Below are 16684 nucleotides of genomic sequence, written 5' to 3'. Positions count from 1 at the left end.
GAAAGTGCCTGACCGATCATGACCACGCCGCGCCGCCCGCCCGTTTCCCGTTCCGCCGCCCGGCTGGGTGCTGTTCAGGCCCTGTACCAGATGGACATTGCTGCAACTGACGTGGGCGAGACTCTGGCGCAGTTTTCGGCGCGGGCCCAGGGCGAGAATTTCGAGAACGGTGATTGTGGCGAGGCCGACTACAAGCATCTTCGCGAGGTGGTGGAAGGCGTGGTGCGCGAGCAGCCGCTGCTTGATCCCGCTCTCGACGCGATCCTCGACAAGGAATGGCCGCTGCATCGCCTGGACGTGACGGTGCGGGCCATCCTGCGCGCTGCTGCCTTTGAACTGTTCTTCATGGACAAAGTGCCAGCCCGCGTGGCGCTGAAGGAATATGTGAACGTCACCGATGCCTTCTTTGACGGTGGTGATGAGCCGCGTTTCGTGAACGGCGTGCTCAACACGCTGGCGCGCAACCGCCGCCCGGACGAGTTTGCCGCATGAGCGCGCCTGCCTATGACGACAGCAAGGCCATGCGCAACGCATTCGTGCTGGCGGTGGCGCAGGCGCTCTATGGCAGCACAACGACGGCACTGGTGGTGACAGCAGGCCTGATCGGTTCGCAACTGGCGCCCAATGCCTTCTGGGCAACGATGCCCATGACCGCGATGATCGTGGGCACAGCATTGACGACCTACCCGCAATCGCTGCTGATGCGGCGCATCGGACGGCGCACGGGATTCATTCTCGCGGCGCTGGTCGGCAGTGCCGGTGCGCTGACCGGGGCCACGGGGATCTTCCTGCGACGTTTCGAACTGGTGCTGCTGGGGGCGCTGCTGATCGGCGTGTATCAGGCGTCCTCATCCTACTACCGTTTCGCCGCCGCCGATCTTGCGAGCCCTGCCTTCCGGGGCAAGGCCATATCGTGGGTGATGACGGGGGGCATCATCTCGGCGCTGCTGGGCAGCGTGATGGTGATGTACACGGTCGATCTGTTCGCACCCGTGACCTTCGCTGGCACGTGGGTGACGATGGCCTGCCTCGCCGCGCTGGCGACGCTGGTGCTGGCCTTCGTGGACATTCCCAAGCAGGACGCGGCCATCACTGCCAGCGGCCGCCCGCTGGGGCAGATCGCGTCACAGCCGGCCTATATCGTGGCGGCAGGCGTGGCGATGGTTTCGTACGGAATCATGGTACTGGTGATGACGGCAACGCCCGTGGCCATGCTTGGATGCGGATTTTCCGTGCAGGATTCAAGCTGGGTCATCCAATGGCATGCGCTGGCCATGTATGTGCCGAGCTTCTTTACGGGTGCCGTGATCACACGCATCGGAGCTTCACGCACGGCCATCATCGGCATGGTGATGCTCGTGCTGGCGGCCGTGGCGGGGCTGCTGGGCATTCACTTCGAGAACTTCGCCGTAGGCCTGGTGCTGCTCGGCATCGGCTGGAACTTCGGTTACATCGGTGGCACGACGCTGCTCACAAACACCTATGAGCCGCTGGAGCGCAACAAGGCGCAAGGGCTGAACGATCTTCTCGTGTTCGGAACGACGACGATCACATCCCTGTCCGCCGGCGCGTTGATGGCAGGAGCCGGGTGGAATGCCGTGAACTGGGCCGTCATTCCGCTCGCCGCGATAGGGGTCGCCCTCATCGTGTGGCTGTGGCGCCGGCCGAAGTGACGGCAGGCGGGTCGCTGCTCCGGCTAGCCCCGTTGATGTTTACCTTTGTCAGGCGAGCAGTGTCAGATCACCGTCTGTCACGTTGATGGACGTGACACTTGTGATGCCGTTGAGACGGATCACGGAGTCGGTTGCCGTGACGCCTTCAAGTCCATCCGAGATGAAGACGTAATAATCGCCCGTTGCGTTGATGCGGAAGAGGGCGAATTCGCCGGCGCTGTCGCCCGCTGCCGTGAAGCGTGCGGCAATGTCTGCCAGAGCATCGACCTGTGAGCGGCCAGAACCGGCGGCGAAGGTCGCGATGCCAGTGGCAGCATCGATTGATGCCTGTGTGACGGTCGCGGACGCCTGCGAACCGCCGATGAGAAGATCAGTGGCAAAGTTGATCTCATCGCCAATGCCGACGGCACCTTTCTGGTAGTCCTTGACCTGGTCGTAGGTGCTGGGGGCCTGGCCCGTGTCGCCCAAGTTGAATACGAAGCTGTCGCTGCCAGCACCGCCGAAGAGAAGGTCCGCGCCCATGCCGCCGGCAATCGAGTCGTTGCCGCCGTTGCCGTACAGCGTGTTGACAGCGCCGTCGCCGGTAATCGTGTCCGCGGCGTTGGAGCCCTGGACGCGTTCGATGCTGTAAAGCTTGTCGCCTTCGGCCTCACCTCCGGAGTTGAAATTGGTAACGAGGTTGACGGTCACTCCCAGAGTGCTGGTATTGTAGTAAGCGATGTCGGAGGTTCCGGTGCCGCCATAGATGTTGTCCGCGCCCGCGCCACCGTAGAAGACATCGGTGCCGTCGCCGCCGTAGAGGTCGTCGTTGCCGGTGCCGCCGTACAATGTGTCGTTGCCGTTCTCTCCGTGGAGGGTGTCGTTGTCGTTTTCGCCGTAGAGCTTGTCGTTGCCCTCGCCGCCGTAGATTGTGTCTATCCCGTTGCGGCCATACAGAAGATCATCTCCGCCGTTACCGACAATGAGATTGTCGGCATTGTTGCCAGTGATCTTGTCGGCAGATTCCGAGCCGACGACACCATTGATGTTGTAGAGCTTGTCGCCCTGGGCATCACCACCCGTGTGGACGTTTGTCAGAAGATTGACGGTCACGCCCGCTGCGGAGGAGGCGTAGGACGCCACATCGTTGCTTCCCGCCGTGCCGTAAATATTGTCGGCCCCGGCGCCGCCTTCAAAGGAGTCCTGGCCCAGTCCGCCATAGAGATCATCCGTCCCGCCTCCACCAGATATGGTGTTGCCAGCATCGCCGCCATGTACGACGTCATTCCCGAGCCCGCCGGACAGGCGGTTAAATCCGGCGTTGTTGCCGGTGATGGTGTCGCTCAATCCGGTGCCGGTCACTGCGATGGTGTCCTGTTGCCCATCACTGTTCCAATTGAGGAAGGTCATTCCCGAAATATCGATGGCAAGCCCCGACGGATATGTCTCCGGTTCTGGGCCAATTTCAAAGGTATCCGCCACGGAACTGCCCGTGACCTGGTGAATGCCGTCCGCGTCGATCACGTCGGCAATGCGAAGGTATGCCTGGTTATGGCCATCTGCGCTCTGGGTGGTGAATACGAGGTCTTCAAAGCCGAGCAGGGCGCGTGTCGGTCCATCGCCGCTGGCGCTTGAGAGGCCGCCGAGATCCACACTTGCGCCGGAAACCTCAAGGCGATCATTTCCTGCGCCTGCATCGAACGTGTTGAGATAGAAGAACTGCCGGTAGGTTTCCCCGGTTGATTGCGGCACGACAACTTTCACGACGTCATCACCTCCACCCGTGTCGATGGAATCCTCTCCGCCGCCCGTTGTGACGATATCATTGCCGTCGGACGTCTTGATGATGTCGTTGCCCGTGGTGCCGTTGATGATGAAATTGTCGGTTTGCGAATAAGTTGAAGGTCCGCCGCTCGCCTGCACAAGGACAGATACGGTGTCGCTCGACGTCGTGCCGCCCGCGTTGAATTCGGTGATGGTTCCTGCTCCGGCATTGTTGGTGACATCGATTTCGATGTGGTTCAACAGTTCCGGAGGCGCGGTGAGCTTGGAACTCATGTCGGACCAGTCCAGCGTGTACGTGCCGGGGCCTGTCGCGAAATCCACCGTGATGGTGGCGCGGGCGGGTGGCCGGTCATCCGGATCGTTGTCGTCGAACTTCCACAACAGGTCGATGGATGCGGGAGGAGCATCGGCCCCGACATACTGGTAGGCGATGGAACTCATCACCTCGTTCACCTGGGCACGGGTCGTACCCGCACTGAAGGTGAGGACGAGAAGACCATCGACTTGCGATACGTTGCCAATCTCGTTTCCGCCGAGGAGCAGACTGGTGCCGTCGGTCAGGGCGCCCAGATTTCCGGTGGCAACGAATGTGTCGTGGCTGTCCGCACCCGAGTCCCGCTCAATGCGGAGAGATGAGCCGCCATAATCGTCCGCAAGGTCAAATTCGTCATCGTAAACCTGCGCGGTGCCGTCGAGCAGGGTGGGGCCATGGCCAACGTCGTGGGATACGGTTCCGCCGACGGTCTTGCCTTCGCCGAAGTTGGTGTCGTAGCGGCCTTCTGCCGTGAATCGCAGCACCACAAAGTCAGTGTCGGCCCTGGAGCCAGTGAGAAGTATGTTGCCGTCAAGGTCAAAGGTGATGTCGGTGGCGACGACGCCTTCAAACTGCGGGAAATTGGTGATCACGTAGCCATTGCCGTTGCCAAAGCCTGCCGTGTCCAGTGCGCCAAATTCGTCATATTGGGCGATGACGCATTGCACCTCGCCCAACCCGCCATAGCTGATGCCGGCGACAAGGAACCTGCCGTCGGGCAAAACACAAACGCTGCGGCCTTCTTCCGACGTGCCGAGGTCTTCGATATGAAGATACGTCACCGTATCCGTCGTGCTGTCGTACTTCATGACGCGGATGTCGGATCCGCCGGCGAAGACGTCCGCGGCATTGGCGCCGCCAACCACGACCAAGCTGCCATCCGGCAGGACTGCAACGTTGCGATTGACTTCGTCGGCCGAACTGCCGCTGGACACAAGCATGCCGGGCGTGGCGCTTGAGGCGTTGAACGTGGCGTCGATGCTGCCGTCACTGTTGTAGCGCACGATGACTGCATCAGTGTCGTGACCATTGAAGGTGCTACCAACCACGATGATCTTGCCGTCAGCCAACATTACCGCATGTTGGGCGGTATCGGGTTGACCGGCTCCGGTGATCTCAGTGCGCACGAGGCCGCCGGTGCCGAAAGTCGTGTCGAGATTGCCGCTGGAGTCATAGCGCCGGAGTATAAAGTCGGTATCGCCCGCAGGTCCGCCGGTGCCGACGAGGATGATGTTCCCGACGTCATCGAGAAGAACCGTGCGGCCGAGATTCATGTCTGTCGTGGGCAGGTCGATGACGACGCCACCGACGCCAAAGGACGTGTCTGCCTCGCCCGATGGCAGCAGACGGACAAGCGCGAAGCTGCCACCAGCATCTGAAAGGCCGGCGACGATGATGTTGCCGCCTGCGTCGATCACCAGGTCATAGGCTTCGCCCCCGCCCAGCGCGGGGACCGTGGTGATGCCGGTGGCCGCAAATGATGTATCCAAGATACCTTCGGCAGTGAATTTTGCGACACAGAATCGGTAGCCCGTTCCATCATCGGCGAGACCCGCCACGAGAATGCCGCCATCTGCCAGTTGCACAACCTGCTGCGGACTGGAGAACGTTGCCGACACGGAAGCCGTGGCAAAACCGAGGTTGAAGCGCGGGCTGGTGTTGGTCATGTAGACGATCCTCGTTTGGTCGGGATAAGCAGGCGTAACCGTGTAGCGACGAGGCGGGGAGCGAGTCCGTCAGAAGGCCCAGCCTCCTCGCCTCATCCGCGGTCCATGACTTCAGTTGCATAAGCGGGCTTGGTTAAGGAAATGGTTGCGCCCGGTGCCATCACAGGACCTTGGAATGACACGACACCCTCACAAGCCTGAGTGACGCCCATCATTTCCCTCGCCTTTTCCGTCTTTTCGCCCATTGAGTTCGTGGCGGAATCTTGGCATATCCCGCGCAACCCAAGCCCTTTGGCAGGGAAGCGTATGCGCCGATGACTGTTCCGGCGCTGCGGCCAACGGTCGGGCGGGGGCAACTCAACCTTTAAGGATTCCCTCCCATGAACACAGCACTTTGGCTGATCGTCCTGGCAGGCCTGCTGTCCGTCGTTTACGGCTTCATCACCTATTCGGGTCTGATGAAGGCCGACGCCGGCAGCGCCCGCATGCAGGAAATTTCCGCCGCCGTCCGCGAGGGCGCGTCGGCCTATCTCAAGCGCCAATACACCACCATCGGCATCGTCGGCGTGGTGATCTTCGTCATCGCCTGGCTGCTGCTCGGCAAATTTGCGGCGCTGGGCTTTGCCATCGGCGCCATCCTGTCGGGTGCGGCGGGCTTCATCGGCATGAACGTGTCGGTGCGCTCCAACGTACGCGTGGCACAGGCGGCGACCAAGAGCCTGGCCGGTGGCCTCGACCTCGCCTTCAAGGCGGGCGCCATCACGGGCCTGCTCGTGGCGGGCCTCGGCCTTCTCGGCGTTGTGCTGTACTTCGGCTTCCTCACCGGTTCGCTGGGGCTTGACCCGACGTCGCGCCCGGTCATCGACGCGCTCGTGGCGCTCTCCTTCGGCGCCTCGCTCATCTCCATCTTCGCGCGTCTCGGCGGCGGCATCTTCACCAAGGGTGCCGACGTGGGCGGCGACATGGTGGGCAAGGTCGAAGCGGGCATTCCCGAGGACGATCCGCGCAACCCCGCAACGATCGCCGACAACGTCGGTGACAACGTGGGCGACTGCGCCGGCATGGCCGCCGACCTTTTCGAAACCTACGTGGTGACGACCGTCGCCACCATGGTTCTCGCGGCCATCGCGCTTCCTGCAGAAATGAAACTTGCCGGCATGATCCTGCCGCTCGCCATCGGCGGTGCGTGCGTGATCACCTCGATCATCGGCACGTATTTCGTGAAGCTCGGTTCCTCCAACAACATCATGGGCGCGCTGTACAAGGGCGTGCTGGCGACGGGCGTGCTTTCGCTCGTGGCGCTCTATCCGGTGATTTCCTACACCTTCGGCAGCATGTCAGTTGATCTCGGCGGCTTCACGCCGATGTCGCTGTTCTATTGCGGCATCGCGGGTCTGGTGATCACGGCGGCGATCATCTGGATCACCGAGTACTACACCGGCACCAACAAGCGCCCGGTGAACTCGATTGCCGAAGCCTCGATCACCGGCCACGGCACCAACGTCATTCAGGGTCTCGCCGTTTCGATGGAAGCGACCGCGATTCCGGCGCTGATCATCGTCGCCGGCATCCTGGTGACCTTCAACCTCGCAGGCCTCTTCGGCATCGCGGTGGCCGTGACGACGATGCTGGCCCTTGCCGGCATGATCGTGGCCCTCGACGCCTTTGGTCCGGTGACGGACAACGCGGGCGGCATTGCCGAAATGGCAGGGCTCCCGAAGGAAGTGCGCCACAACACTGACGCGCTCGACGCTGTTGGCAACACCACCAAGGCCGTGACCAAGGGCTATGCCATTGCGTCCGCCGGTCTGGGTGCGCTGGTGCTCTTCGCCGCCTACACGCAGGACCTCAAGACGTTCTTCCCGGGCGTTCCGGTGTCCTTCGACCTGTCGTCGCCTTACGTCGTGGTCGGCCTCCTGTTCGGTGGCCTGCTGCCGTATCTGTTCGGTGGCATGTCGATGACGGCCGTGGGCCGCGCGGCCCAGGCAGTCGTCGTGGAAGTGCGTCGCCAGTTCAAGGAAAACCCCGGCATCATGAAGGGCACGTCGAAGCCCGACTACGCCCGCGCGGTTGACCTTTTGACCAAGGCCGCCATCAAGGAAATGATCATCCCGTCGCTGCTGCCGGTGCTCTCGCCGATCGTGGTGTACTTCGTGATCAATGCCATTGCCGGACAGGCGCAGGCCTTCGCTGCCGTGGGCGCCATGCTCATGGGCGTGATCGTCACGGGTCTCTTCGTCGCCATCTCCATGACGGCGGGCGGCGGTGCCTGGGACAACGCCAAGAAGTCGTTTGAAGACGGCTTCATGGATAGCAAGGGCGTGAAGCACCTGAAGGGCTCGGACGCCCATAAGGCCTCTGTCACCGGCGACACCGTCGGCGACCCCTACAAGGACACCGCAGGCCCTGCCGTGAACCCGATGATCAAGATCACCAACATCGTGGCACTGCTGCTGTTGGCGGTGTTGGCGGGGCACTAAGAGGCCGCCACTTCGTTCGCCGCGTTGCGGCGAGCCACACCAAGACGCTGGAAGGCCGGAGCAGGCAACTGCTCCGGTTTTTCTTTTTCAGCATGTGTTCGCGGAGAAATTACATCTTCTTGCAATCGCCCCAATTGTGCACCGTGATTGCCCCATTCGCGTCGTGCGGGTGTCCCATTTTGACACGAAGAAAGGTTGACGGCGGTGGGACGGCTCAATCTTGAGTCGAGGGTATGCCGATATGAAGTCTGTGAGCGTGATGGCCGTGGCAGCGGCTGTGTGTGTGGGTGTTGCGGGCGGCGCCTGTGCGGAAAACGTCAACCGTGTATTGAAGGATGATGGTCCGGGCATGCCGATTGTGCCGGCGTCGGCGCCGGCGGCATTTGTCTGGCAGGGATTGTATGTGGGCGCGAGCCTGGGGGGCGGCTGGGGGACATCGACCCAGACCTACAATCGCGCCGGTGATCACGGCACGGCGTCGCTTGATCCCGCTGGCGGGGCCGCGGCGCTGAGCGTGGGCTACAACTGGCAGGTTGCCAATAACTGGGTTGCGGGTGTCGAAAGCGATCTCGGCATCATGAATGTGAGCCAGGGCGCCACCACAGTGTTCGACGGGCATGTGTGGAGCACCGACATGGGCCCCCTGTGGGGCACGATGCGGGGCCGCGCCGGTTATTTGTTCTCCGATGACCTGATGGCCTATGCCACGGCCGGCCTCGCCTTCGCCAGCATCGATGATACATCGATCGGCAATACGGCCGGAGAGACCGCGGCGGAAAGTGGCTTGCGGCTCGGATTGGCACTTGGGGTCGGCGTCGAATACGCCATGGACGAGACGTGGTCTCTCAAGGCCGAGTTCATGCACATGGATTTTGGCGACCTGAGCGGACAGAGCGCCAATGCAGAAGACTACAGCTTCGAGAACAGCGTCAACATCCTGCGTGTCGGTGCCAACATGAAGCTGTGAACCTCACGCCTCACTGAGGCCAGACGTACTTGCCGCGCACCCAACCCAGCCTGCCGTTTGGTGACATGACCTGGCACCAGACGTTGGGCTTGCTCATCCTGCTGTATTTCCAGTTGGCGGAACCGCCGGCGTCGACGCGGAAGGAGGCGTTGGTGACGGTGTTCTTGCAGCGTCCGGTGAGCGAGATGTTGTCGCCGTTGTCGTAGGTGTAGAGCACCTGCGAATAGGACGCGGGCCATTTGCGCTGGTAGAGCACGTCGTTGGACGACACATGCACGACCGTGCCACCCCAGAACGCGGAGGCGAGGGCGGGCGTTGCGATGAGGACTGCGAGTCCGGCGAGCAGGGTGCGTTTGAACATGGAAGCTCCTTCAATGGCAAAGCGTGAACTTGCCTGACACCTTGCGGCGTGGGGGCTGAACCGGGCGTGAACGGCAGGTTGTCGAATGATCAGGCGGATCAGGCGGGATGCCACCACTTGCCGCCGAGCACGACGCCACGGCTGGTGAGCTTGCGGTCGCCCGGGAGATGTTCGCCTACCGTGTCGGTGTAGTCGAATTCGCCTTCATCGAGGGAGAGGAGCGTGGCGTCGCCCACGGAGCCGGGCTTGAGGGAACCCAGTTCGAGACGCTTCAGCGCGAAGGCGGCGTTGCAGGTGGAGGCGGCGATGACATCGTTCAGGCTCATGCCGAGGCAGAGGAACTTGGACAGAGTCGTCACCTGGTCGAAGGTGGGCCCATTGATGCATAGCTTGTGAATGTCGGACGAGATGGTGTCAGGCTGGAAGCCGTTGGCCAGCATGACGCGCGCGCTCTTGAAGGCAAACGAGCCCATGCCGTGCCCCACGTCGAACAGCACGCCGCGCTTGCGGGCGGCTTCCACGCAGGACTTGATCTTGCCTTGTCCGGTGAAGGGCACATTGGGGAAAGGACGGAAGCAATGGGTGAGCACGTCGCCGGGGCGGAGACGGCTGACCACGTCATCATAGGAGGGCGGCGGTTCGTCGATGTGCGCCATCAGGGGAACGCCCGTGTGGGCGGCAACCTGAAGCGCAATGTCAAGCGGCGCCACGCCCTGGTCGCCGGAGGAGTAGCGGCCCACGCGAACCTTCATGCCGACGATGAGATCGCGGTTGGCTTCCACGACGTCGATTGCGGCGGCCGGGTTCATGAGGCGGAGGTTTTCGCTTTCGCCGACCTCCAGACCGTAGTCGAGGCCATAGATGCCGGCGTGCGAAATGTGGAGATAGGGCAGGATGCGGACAGCCGACTTCTCAATGACGTGGGTGCGGAATCCGGCGAAGTTGCCGGGGCCGGCGGAACCCGTATCGACGGATGTTGTCACGCCGGAGCGGCGGCAGAAATCTTCGGCGTCGATGCCAAGGGATGTGCCGCCCCAATAGACGTGGGTGTGCATGTCGATGAGGCCGGGTGTCACGATGAGGCCGCTCACATCCTTCACCGTGGTTGCGGGCGCGCGGGCGATGGACTTTGCCACGGCGGCAACCTTTCCTCCGGCAAACCCAACTTCAACGATGGCATCGAGATGTTGCGACGGGTCGATGACGCGGCCGCCGGTCAGAATGAGGTCCATGGTGCGTTCCCTTTGCCGCACAGGCTGGCAAAGGCGCGCGGGCGCGTCAACGGGATGCGATTGGCGTTGCGGTCAGAGGGCGTTGCGGATGACGCTGCCCACGGGGCCGCCCTTGCCGCTCAGCAATTCCTGGATCAGGCTGAATTCCTGTCCGATCACGGGCGTCTTGCGGTCCAGCATGTTGATGACGCGGCCATCTTCAAGGCCGTATTGCGCGACGTTGGTCACCTGGTCGCCACGGTCGAAGCGGATGGCGATGACTTCGCGGTTCTGTTCCTGCGGATCAAGGAAGGAGCGCTGCGAGGTGGTGCTGGAGATGTAGTAGTAGCTGTCGCCCTGCAGGTTGACGCTGGCGGTGGTGGAGGGCGAACCCATGATGGCTTCAACCTCGGACTTGGCCATGCCCTGCTTCACCTGATTGAGGGCACCGGGCTTGGCATAGTAACCACGGCGGTTCACCATGGGTTGGCAGGCGGCAAGAAGGCTTGCAGCCGCAGCCGTGCCCAGCCATATGAAGGAGCGCCGCGAAACCTTGCCCGAAGAATCCTGCATGTCCGTATTCGTCACTGTTTTCCCGACCTCTTGCCCGAAACACCTGACCGGGACAAGCACATGTTCCTGACGCGCCTGTTTGCCCGGAAGCCCGACACCGCGCGGGCCTTGTACGAAGCGATTGTGGCCGCGGCGCGGCGGGTGGTCTTCTACGAAACCTGGGATGTTCCGGACACCGTGCAGGGGCGCTTCGACATGATTTCGCTGCACCTGTTCCTGGTGCTGGACAGGTTGAAGGGCGAGGGCGCAGCGGGGGAGGATTTCCGCCAGCGCCTGACCGACGGCTTCTTCCTCGACATGGACCGCTCGCTGCGGGAGATGGGGGTGGGCGATATTTCCGTCGGCAAGAAGGTGCGCAAGATGGCGGAGTCCTTCTATGGGCGGGTGCGGGCCTATGATGCGGCGCTGGCGAAAGGCGAAGGCCTTGGCGATGCGCTCCGCCGCAACCTGTTTCCGGAATCGCCCCAACAGGATGTGTCCGCCCTGGTGGAATGGGTCGGTGCGGCGCGGTCGGCATTGCAACAACAGGATACGGCCCGGTTGATGGCCGGAGAGGTGACATTTCCATGATGCCGCAGGTGCCGGAATTCTCACGCCCCATCGAAGTTGCGCGGGTGGGCCCGCAGGGCAGCACGGAATCCATCACGGCAGATGCCAAGGAATGCGTGGCGCTGGCCGCGCGGCTGCAACTGCCTGCCGTCCATGCCGTGCGCGCGAAGCTGCATATGAAGCCGTGGCGCGGTGGTGGATTCAAGGTGAAGGGCGAGGTGAAGGCCGACATCACGCAAGTCTCCGTCGTCAGTCTCGAAGAGTTCCGCAGCGAGGTGACGTTCGACGTGGAGCGCTATTTCCTGCCGCATGTGAATGCCGAGAGTGATGAAGAGATCGATGCGATCAGCGACGGGATCATCGACATCGGCGAAGTGGTGGCGGAGACGCTGGGGATCGAACTCGACCCCTATCCGCGCAAACCTGGCGAGTCGTTCCAGTCCGGGCCCGATGCGGCGGAGGAACGGCCCACCGCCAAGATCTCGCCCTTTGCCATCTTGAAAAAGAACGGTGACGCCTGAGGCGCCGGAGGCCCAGGTGCTTGATCCGGGCCAGGAAATTTCATGGTTGTTTCAGACGGGCAAGCCTCTATTTTGGTCAGCCGCGGCTGGGCCACCCCCGGCCGGATGATTCGTGCGAGAGTGAATGGCCGACAAGCTGACGATATCCCTGGATGCCATGGGCGGTGACCAGGGGCCTGAGATGGTGATCCCGGGGGCGGCGCTTGCGGCCGAGCGGCGGCCCGGCTTTTCCTTCCTGCTGTTCGGCGACGAGGCGCGCATAGCACCGGTGCTGGCGCAATATCCCAAGCTGCATAAGGTCGCGACGATCCGCCATACGGATGTGGCCGTGGCCATGGACGACAAGCCGAGCCAGGCGCTGCGCCGCGGCCGCGGCAAGAGCAGCATGTGGCAGGCGATTGACGCCGTGCGCAAGGGCGAGGCGGCTGCCGCTGTTTCCGCCGGCAATACGGGTGCGCTGATGGCCATGGCGCGGTTCATCCTGCGCACGGTGGAGGGCATCGAGCGCCCGGCCATCGCAGCAGTCTGGCCCACCATGCGCGGGCAGAGCGTGGTGCTCGACGTTGGTGCCACGGTCGGTGCCGATGCGCGGCAGCTTCTCGAATTCGCGGTGATGGGCGAGGCCATGGCGCGCTGCCTGTTTGGTGTGCAGCAGCCGACGGTGGGCTTGCTCAATATCGGCGTCGAAGAGATCAAGGGCAACGAGGCTGTGAAGGAAGCTGGCCGCTTGCTGCGTGAATTGCAGTTGCCGCTGCACTATCACGGTTATGTCGAAGGCGATGACATCGGCAAGGGCACGGTTGACGTGGTGGTGACGGAGGGCTTCACGGGCAACGTGGCGCTGAAGGCGGCCGAAGGCACGGCCAAGCAGATCAGCAGCTTCCTGCGCACCGCGCTGACGCGGACGTTGATGGCCAAGCTCGGCGCGCTCCTGGCCTCCGGCGCGTTCCGCGCTTTCCGCGACCGCCTTGACCCGCGCAAGCACAATGGCGGCGTGTTCCTCGGGCTCAACGGCATCGTGGTGAAGAGCCACGGGGGAACAGATGCAATCGGTTTTGCCACGGCCGTGGATGTGGCCATCAACATGGTATCGAACGGCCTGGTGGCGAAGATCGCAGAGGACGTGGCGCAGGTGAATGCGCTCCTCACGCCCGCAGCGGCGGCCGCCACGGCAGCGGAATAGGAGAGAATGCGTGCGTAGTGTGATCCGTGGCGTCGGCTCGGCCCTGCCCAAGCGCGTCATGACCAACGATGACATGAGCAAGGTGGTGGATACCTCCCACGAGTGGATCGTGGAGCGTACGGGAATCCATGCGCGCCATATCGCGGGCGAGGGCGAGACGACACGGACGCTGGCCGTTGCCGCTGCGAAGGATGCCCTGGCCGCTGCCGGCATGGCGGCGGATGAAATTGACCTGGTGATCGTTGCCACATCGACGCCGGACCAGACCTTTCCAGCCACGGCAACATCCGTGCAGGCGGATCTCGGCATTCACCACGGCATGGCCTTTGACGTACAGGCGGTATGCTCCGGCTTTGTCTATGCGTTGACGACGGCGGATGCGCTGCTGAAGGCGGCGCAAGGGAAAGCCGCGCTGGTGATCGGCTCCGAAACCTTCTCGCGCATTCTCGACTGGACGGACCGCGGCACCTGCGTGCTGTTCGGTGATGGTGCGGGTGCATTCGTTCTCACGGCGGAAGAAAACCCGGGCGACCGTGGCATTCTCGCCTGCAAGCTTCATTCAGACGGACGCTACAACGACAAGCTCTATGTGGACGGCGGACCTTCCACCACGAAGACCGTGGGGCACCTTCGCATGGAGGGCAAGGAAGTGTTCAAGCACGCGGTGGTGAACATTGCCTCGGTGATGCAGGAAGTGCTGAACGACGCAAAGCTGCCGGCCTCCGCCATCGACTGGTTTGTGCCGCACCAGGCGAACCGGCGCATCCTTGAGGGGACGGCGCGAAAGCTCGGCATCTCGGAGGACAAAATCGTCCTTACGCTGGACCGCCACGGCAATACATCGGCGGCCTCGATCCCCCTCGCCTTCGATGTGGCGGTGAAAGATGGGCGAATCAGGAAGGGCGACCTTGTGCTGATGGAGGCCATGGGTGGGGGGTTCACCTGGGGTGCGGTCCTGGCCCGGCTTTAAGTTTTCCACCTAAGTCTTTGAGAAGTGGCCTCAATCATTCGCTCGGCAATTGACCGGGCTGGCAAAGCGCTCTAACTTGCCAGAACCTGAGGGAGGAAGCGCATGGGCAACAAGACTCTGACGCGGGCCGATCTGGCGGAAACCGTTCACCGGGACATCGGCCTGTCACGCGCCGAATCTGCCGAGATGGTCAACGACGTGCTCGAATTCGTCTCGCAGGCGTTGGTCAACGGCACCTCCGTGAAGCTCTCATCTTTCGGTACCTTCCTCGTGCGTTCGAAGCGCGAGCGCATGGGCCGCAATCCCAAGACGGGCGAGGAAGTGCCGATCACACCGCGGCGTGTGCTGGTGTTTCGCCCCAGCCAGGTGATGAAGAACATCATCAACGGGCACGAACCCGGCACTGACGACACCGACAGCTGACGACGGCAAGGAACAACTCCGTGGAAAAATCACCTGACGCATTCCGCACCATCAGCGAGGTGGCGGATGAATTGAACGTCCCGCAACATGTGCTGCGCTTCTGGGAAACACGATTCACGCAGATCAAGCCGATGAAGCGCGCCGGCGGGCGCCGTTATTACCGTCCGGCTGACGTCGACCTCGTACGCGGCATCCGCGTGCTGCTGTACGGTGAAGGCTACACCATTCGCGGCGTGCAGAAGATTTTCAAGGACGATGGCGCGGCGGTGATCGTGGCCATTGGACGGGGCGAAGCGAAGGCGCGGAAGCCCGAACTGCTGGCGGAGAAGGCTCCGCCGCCGGGCATGGCGAAGGCGGCTCCCCGCATCGTCAAGGGAACGGCACCGGCTCCGGGGCGGGCTCCGATGGCGCGTCCCATCGGCGAGGCACCGAAGATCGTGCACAAGCTCACGGGCGGGCAGACCGATACGCTGAAGGCCGCGCTGCGCGACCTCACCGACGCGCGCAAACTGCTGGATCCGACCACGCGCTGATGTTCAGCCGCTCCGGCCTCTGCTGCATGGCGCGGGCGGCGCATGATGGCCCGGTACAGCGAATGCGCGTGACATGACGTTCAAACGCATGATTGCCGTACTGGCGGGCTATGTGGGCGCGCGCTTCCTGGGCGCGGGGCTCGGCCTGCTGACGCAGCTGGTGCTGGTGCGGGCGCTGTCACCGCCGCATGTGACGCAGGTGTTCATCGCCATGAGTGGTGCTGCCTTCATGTCGCTGCTGATGAACGGCGGGGAGACGCAACTCGCAAGTACGCAAATGCCGAAGCTGCTGGCCCGTGGCGAGCGGCGGGCGATTGCAGCCTTTCATGGTTTCGTGTTGCGCAACATGGTGCTGTTGTTTCTCGTGCTGGCGATTGGGTTAGGCGTTGTCTGGGCCCTTCGCCTGCTCTCTGATGATGTCGCCGTTGCGCTTGCCGTCGGCCTCGTTGCTGCGCCGATGTCGGGGTACATGCGTTACAATGCCATGGTGGCGAACAGCCTGCGCTGGTTTCCGCTGTCCTATGTGCCGGATTTCATCGTGCGGCCGATGCTGTTCCTCGGAACGATCTTCGTCTTTCTGGTGGCCGGGCTTTGCCACAATGTGGAGCTCGTGCTGGGCGCGTTCGCCGCTTATGTGTGGGGCGTGGCACTGGGGCAGGCGGCGCTCATGCAGGGAGAGGCGCTGAAGCCTTCGCACTGGACGGCCTATCGTCCGCTCTACGCGCGTGCCTTGCGGCCGCGCAGCATTGCCCTGCTGCTGGTGAGCATCGTGTCCTTTGCCTTTGCCGACGTGGTGATGCTGCTGGCCGGTTTCCTGTTCGCTCCCGATGATGCCGCCGTTGTGGGCGTGACGGTGCGTCTTGCTGCCATCGCGGGATTCGTATTGCAGGCGGCGCAACTGTTCACGTTGCCGGACTTCACCGAGTCCCTGGCGCGGCGCGAGACTGGGCGTGCCAACGGCATGCTGTGGCGGACCAACAGCCTGACCGTGGTAATGGCGCTTGCCGGGCTTGTGGCCGCGTTGCTGCTGGGGCGCTGGGTGCTGTCGGTGTTCGGCGAGCACTATGAAAAGGGCGCGGCACTGCTGACACTGTTCCTCGTGGGGCAATCGATCCGGGCGCTGGGGGGCATGAACCAGAACCTGCTGGCGATCGGCGGCTATCAGGTGCGCACGGCGTGGCCGTGTTTCGTGGCGCTGCTGGTGCTGTGCGGCGCGGCTTTCGTGCTGGTGCCATCAGCGGGGCTGCTGGGCATCGGCTATGCCGTCATTGCGGCGGAACTGGCGTGGATGCTGTTCCTGGCATTGCAGGCCCAGATGCTGTGCGGGCGCCGGGCAGACCTCCTGTGGCTGGCCCGGAACGCCTGAATTTCAAGGTGGACAAGGAACGGGCTGCACGGTACACGCTGGCCCAAGTCGGAGCGTAGCGCAGTCCGGTAGCGCACTAATCTGGGGGGTTAGGGGTCGCTGGTTCGAATCCAGTCGCTCCGACCATTCA

Annotated in this window: 15 protein-coding genes and 1 tRNA gene; 12 read left to right on the top strand and 4 right to left on the bottom strand. The window is 62.9% G+C overall.

What is annotated here, in order from left to right:
- Window positions 1–18 precede the first annotated feature (18 nt).
- On the top strand, window positions 19–492 hold the full coding sequence (gene nusB / locus IPM06_15545) for a transcription antitermination factor NusB (GenBank protein ID MBK8771834.1): 474 nt from the start codon (window positions 19–21) through the stop codon (window positions 490–492).
- Window positions 489–1673, top strand: a complete 1185-nt coding sequence (locus IPM06_15540) for an MFS transporter (GenBank protein MBK8771833.1) — start codon at window positions 489–491, stop codon at window positions 1671–1673. Before nusB ends, IPM06_15540 begins: the two co-directional genes overlap by 4 nt.
- Before the next feature lie 48 nt (window positions 1674–1721).
- Here IPM06_15540 and IPM06_15535 read toward each other — a convergent pair whose 3' ends face one another.
- The gene (locus IPM06_15535) at window positions 1722–5417 is read right to left on the bottom strand and encodes a hypothetical protein (GenBank protein ID MBK8771832.1); all 3696 of its coding nucleotides are present in this window, start codon (window positions 5415–5417) and stop codon (window positions 1722–1724) included.
- Window positions 5418–5797: 380 nt separating this feature from the next.
- On the opposite strand from IPM06_15535, the gene IPM06_15530 reads away from it, so the two are divergent.
- Window positions 5798–7897: a sodium-translocating pyrophosphatase gene (locus tag IPM06_15530; GenBank protein MBK8771831.1), complete on the top strand. Its 2100-nt coding sequence runs from the start codon at window positions 5798–5800 to the stop codon at window positions 7895–7897.
- Window positions 7898–8138: 241 nt separating this feature from the next.
- Window positions 8139–8864 (top strand): porin family protein, encoded by a 726-nt coding sequence (locus IPM06_15525; GenBank protein MBK8771830.1) that lies wholly within the window; start codon window positions 8139–8141, stop codon window positions 8862–8864.
- Between the two features lie 10 nt (window positions 8865–8874).
- Here the strand turns inward: IPM06_15525 and IPM06_15520 are convergent, their stop codons facing one another.
- The 3 genes from IPM06_15520 to IPM06_15510 form a co-directional block, all read right to left on the bottom strand.
- Window positions 8875–9225 carry a hypothetical protein gene (locus tag IPM06_15520; protein MBK8771829.1) on the bottom strand — a complete coding sequence of 117 codons (351 nt, stop codon included), beginning with the start codon at window positions 9223–9225 and terminating at the stop codon, window positions 8875–8877.
- Between the two features lie 98 nt (window positions 9226–9323).
- Window positions 9324–10457, bottom strand: coding sequence for an amidohydrolase/deacetylase family metallohydrolase (locus tag IPM06_15515; GenBank protein MBK8771828.1), 1134 nt, complete (start codon window positions 10455–10457; stop codon window positions 9324–9326).
- Window positions 10458–10529: 72 nt separating this feature from the next.
- The gene (locus tag IPM06_15510; protein ID MBK8771827.1) at window positions 10530–11024 is read right to left on the bottom strand and encodes an outer membrane protein assembly factor BamE; all 495 of its coding nucleotides are present in this window, start codon (window positions 11022–11024) and stop codon (window positions 10530–10532) included.
- Window positions 11025–11069: 45 nt separating this feature from the next.
- Here IPM06_15510 and IPM06_15505 point away from each other — a divergent pair, with 45 nt between their 5' ends.
- From IPM06_15505 to IPM06_15470, 8 genes are all read left to right on the top strand, one after another.
- Window positions 11070–11579 (top strand): ubiquinol-cytochrome C chaperone, encoded by a 510-nt coding sequence (locus tag IPM06_15505; protein ID MBK8771826.1) that lies wholly within the window; start codon window positions 11070–11072, stop codon window positions 11577–11579.
- Entirely contained in the window at window positions 11576–12079 is a 504-nt protein-coding gene (locus IPM06_15500) for a DUF177 domain-containing protein (protein ID MBK8771825.1), read from the top strand. Before IPM06_15505 ends, IPM06_15500 begins: the two co-directional genes overlap by 4 nt.
- 124 nt (window positions 12080–12203) lie before the next feature.
- Window positions 12204–13262: a phosphate acyltransferase PlsX gene (gene plsX, locus IPM06_15495; protein ID MBK8771824.1), complete on the top strand. Its 1059-nt coding sequence runs from the start codon at window positions 12204–12206 to the stop codon at window positions 13260–13262.
- A complete protein-coding gene (locus IPM06_15490) occupies window positions 13216–14232 on the top strand; it encodes a ketoacyl-ACP synthase III (protein MBK8771823.1) in 1017 nt (338 codons plus the stop codon). The genes plsX and IPM06_15490 overlap by 47 nt, the downstream gene beginning before the upstream one ends.
- A 102-nt stretch (window positions 14233–14334) precedes the next feature.
- Window positions 14335–14655, top strand: coding sequence for an integration host factor subunit alpha (locus IPM06_15485; GenBank protein MBK8771822.1), 321 nt, complete (start codon window positions 14335–14337; stop codon window positions 14653–14655).
- 20 nt (window positions 14656–14675) lie between these two features.
- Window positions 14676–15188: a MerR family transcriptional regulator gene (locus IPM06_15480; GenBank protein MBK8771821.1), complete on the top strand. Its 513-nt coding sequence runs from the start codon at window positions 14676–14678 to the stop codon at window positions 15186–15188.
- Window positions 15189–15261: 73 nt separating this feature from the next.
- Entirely contained in the window at window positions 15262–16554 is a 1293-nt protein-coding gene (locus IPM06_15475) for a hypothetical protein (GenBank protein MBK8771820.1), read from the top strand.
- A gap of 49 nt (window positions 16555–16603) precedes the next feature.
- A tRNA-Pro gene (locus tag IPM06_15470) sits at window positions 16604–16680 on the top strand.
- Window positions 16681–16684: the final 4 nt, after the last annotated feature.

The organism is Hyphomicrobiales bacterium, from assembly GCA_016710435.1.
In the GTDB taxonomy this organism is placed as follows: Bacteria; Pseudomonadota; Alphaproteobacteria; order Rhizobiales; family Aestuariivirgaceae; genus Aestuariivirga.
The sequence above is the reverse complement of the archived record's forward strand: the minus strand, read 5'-3'. Positions and strand labels throughout refer to the sequence as shown.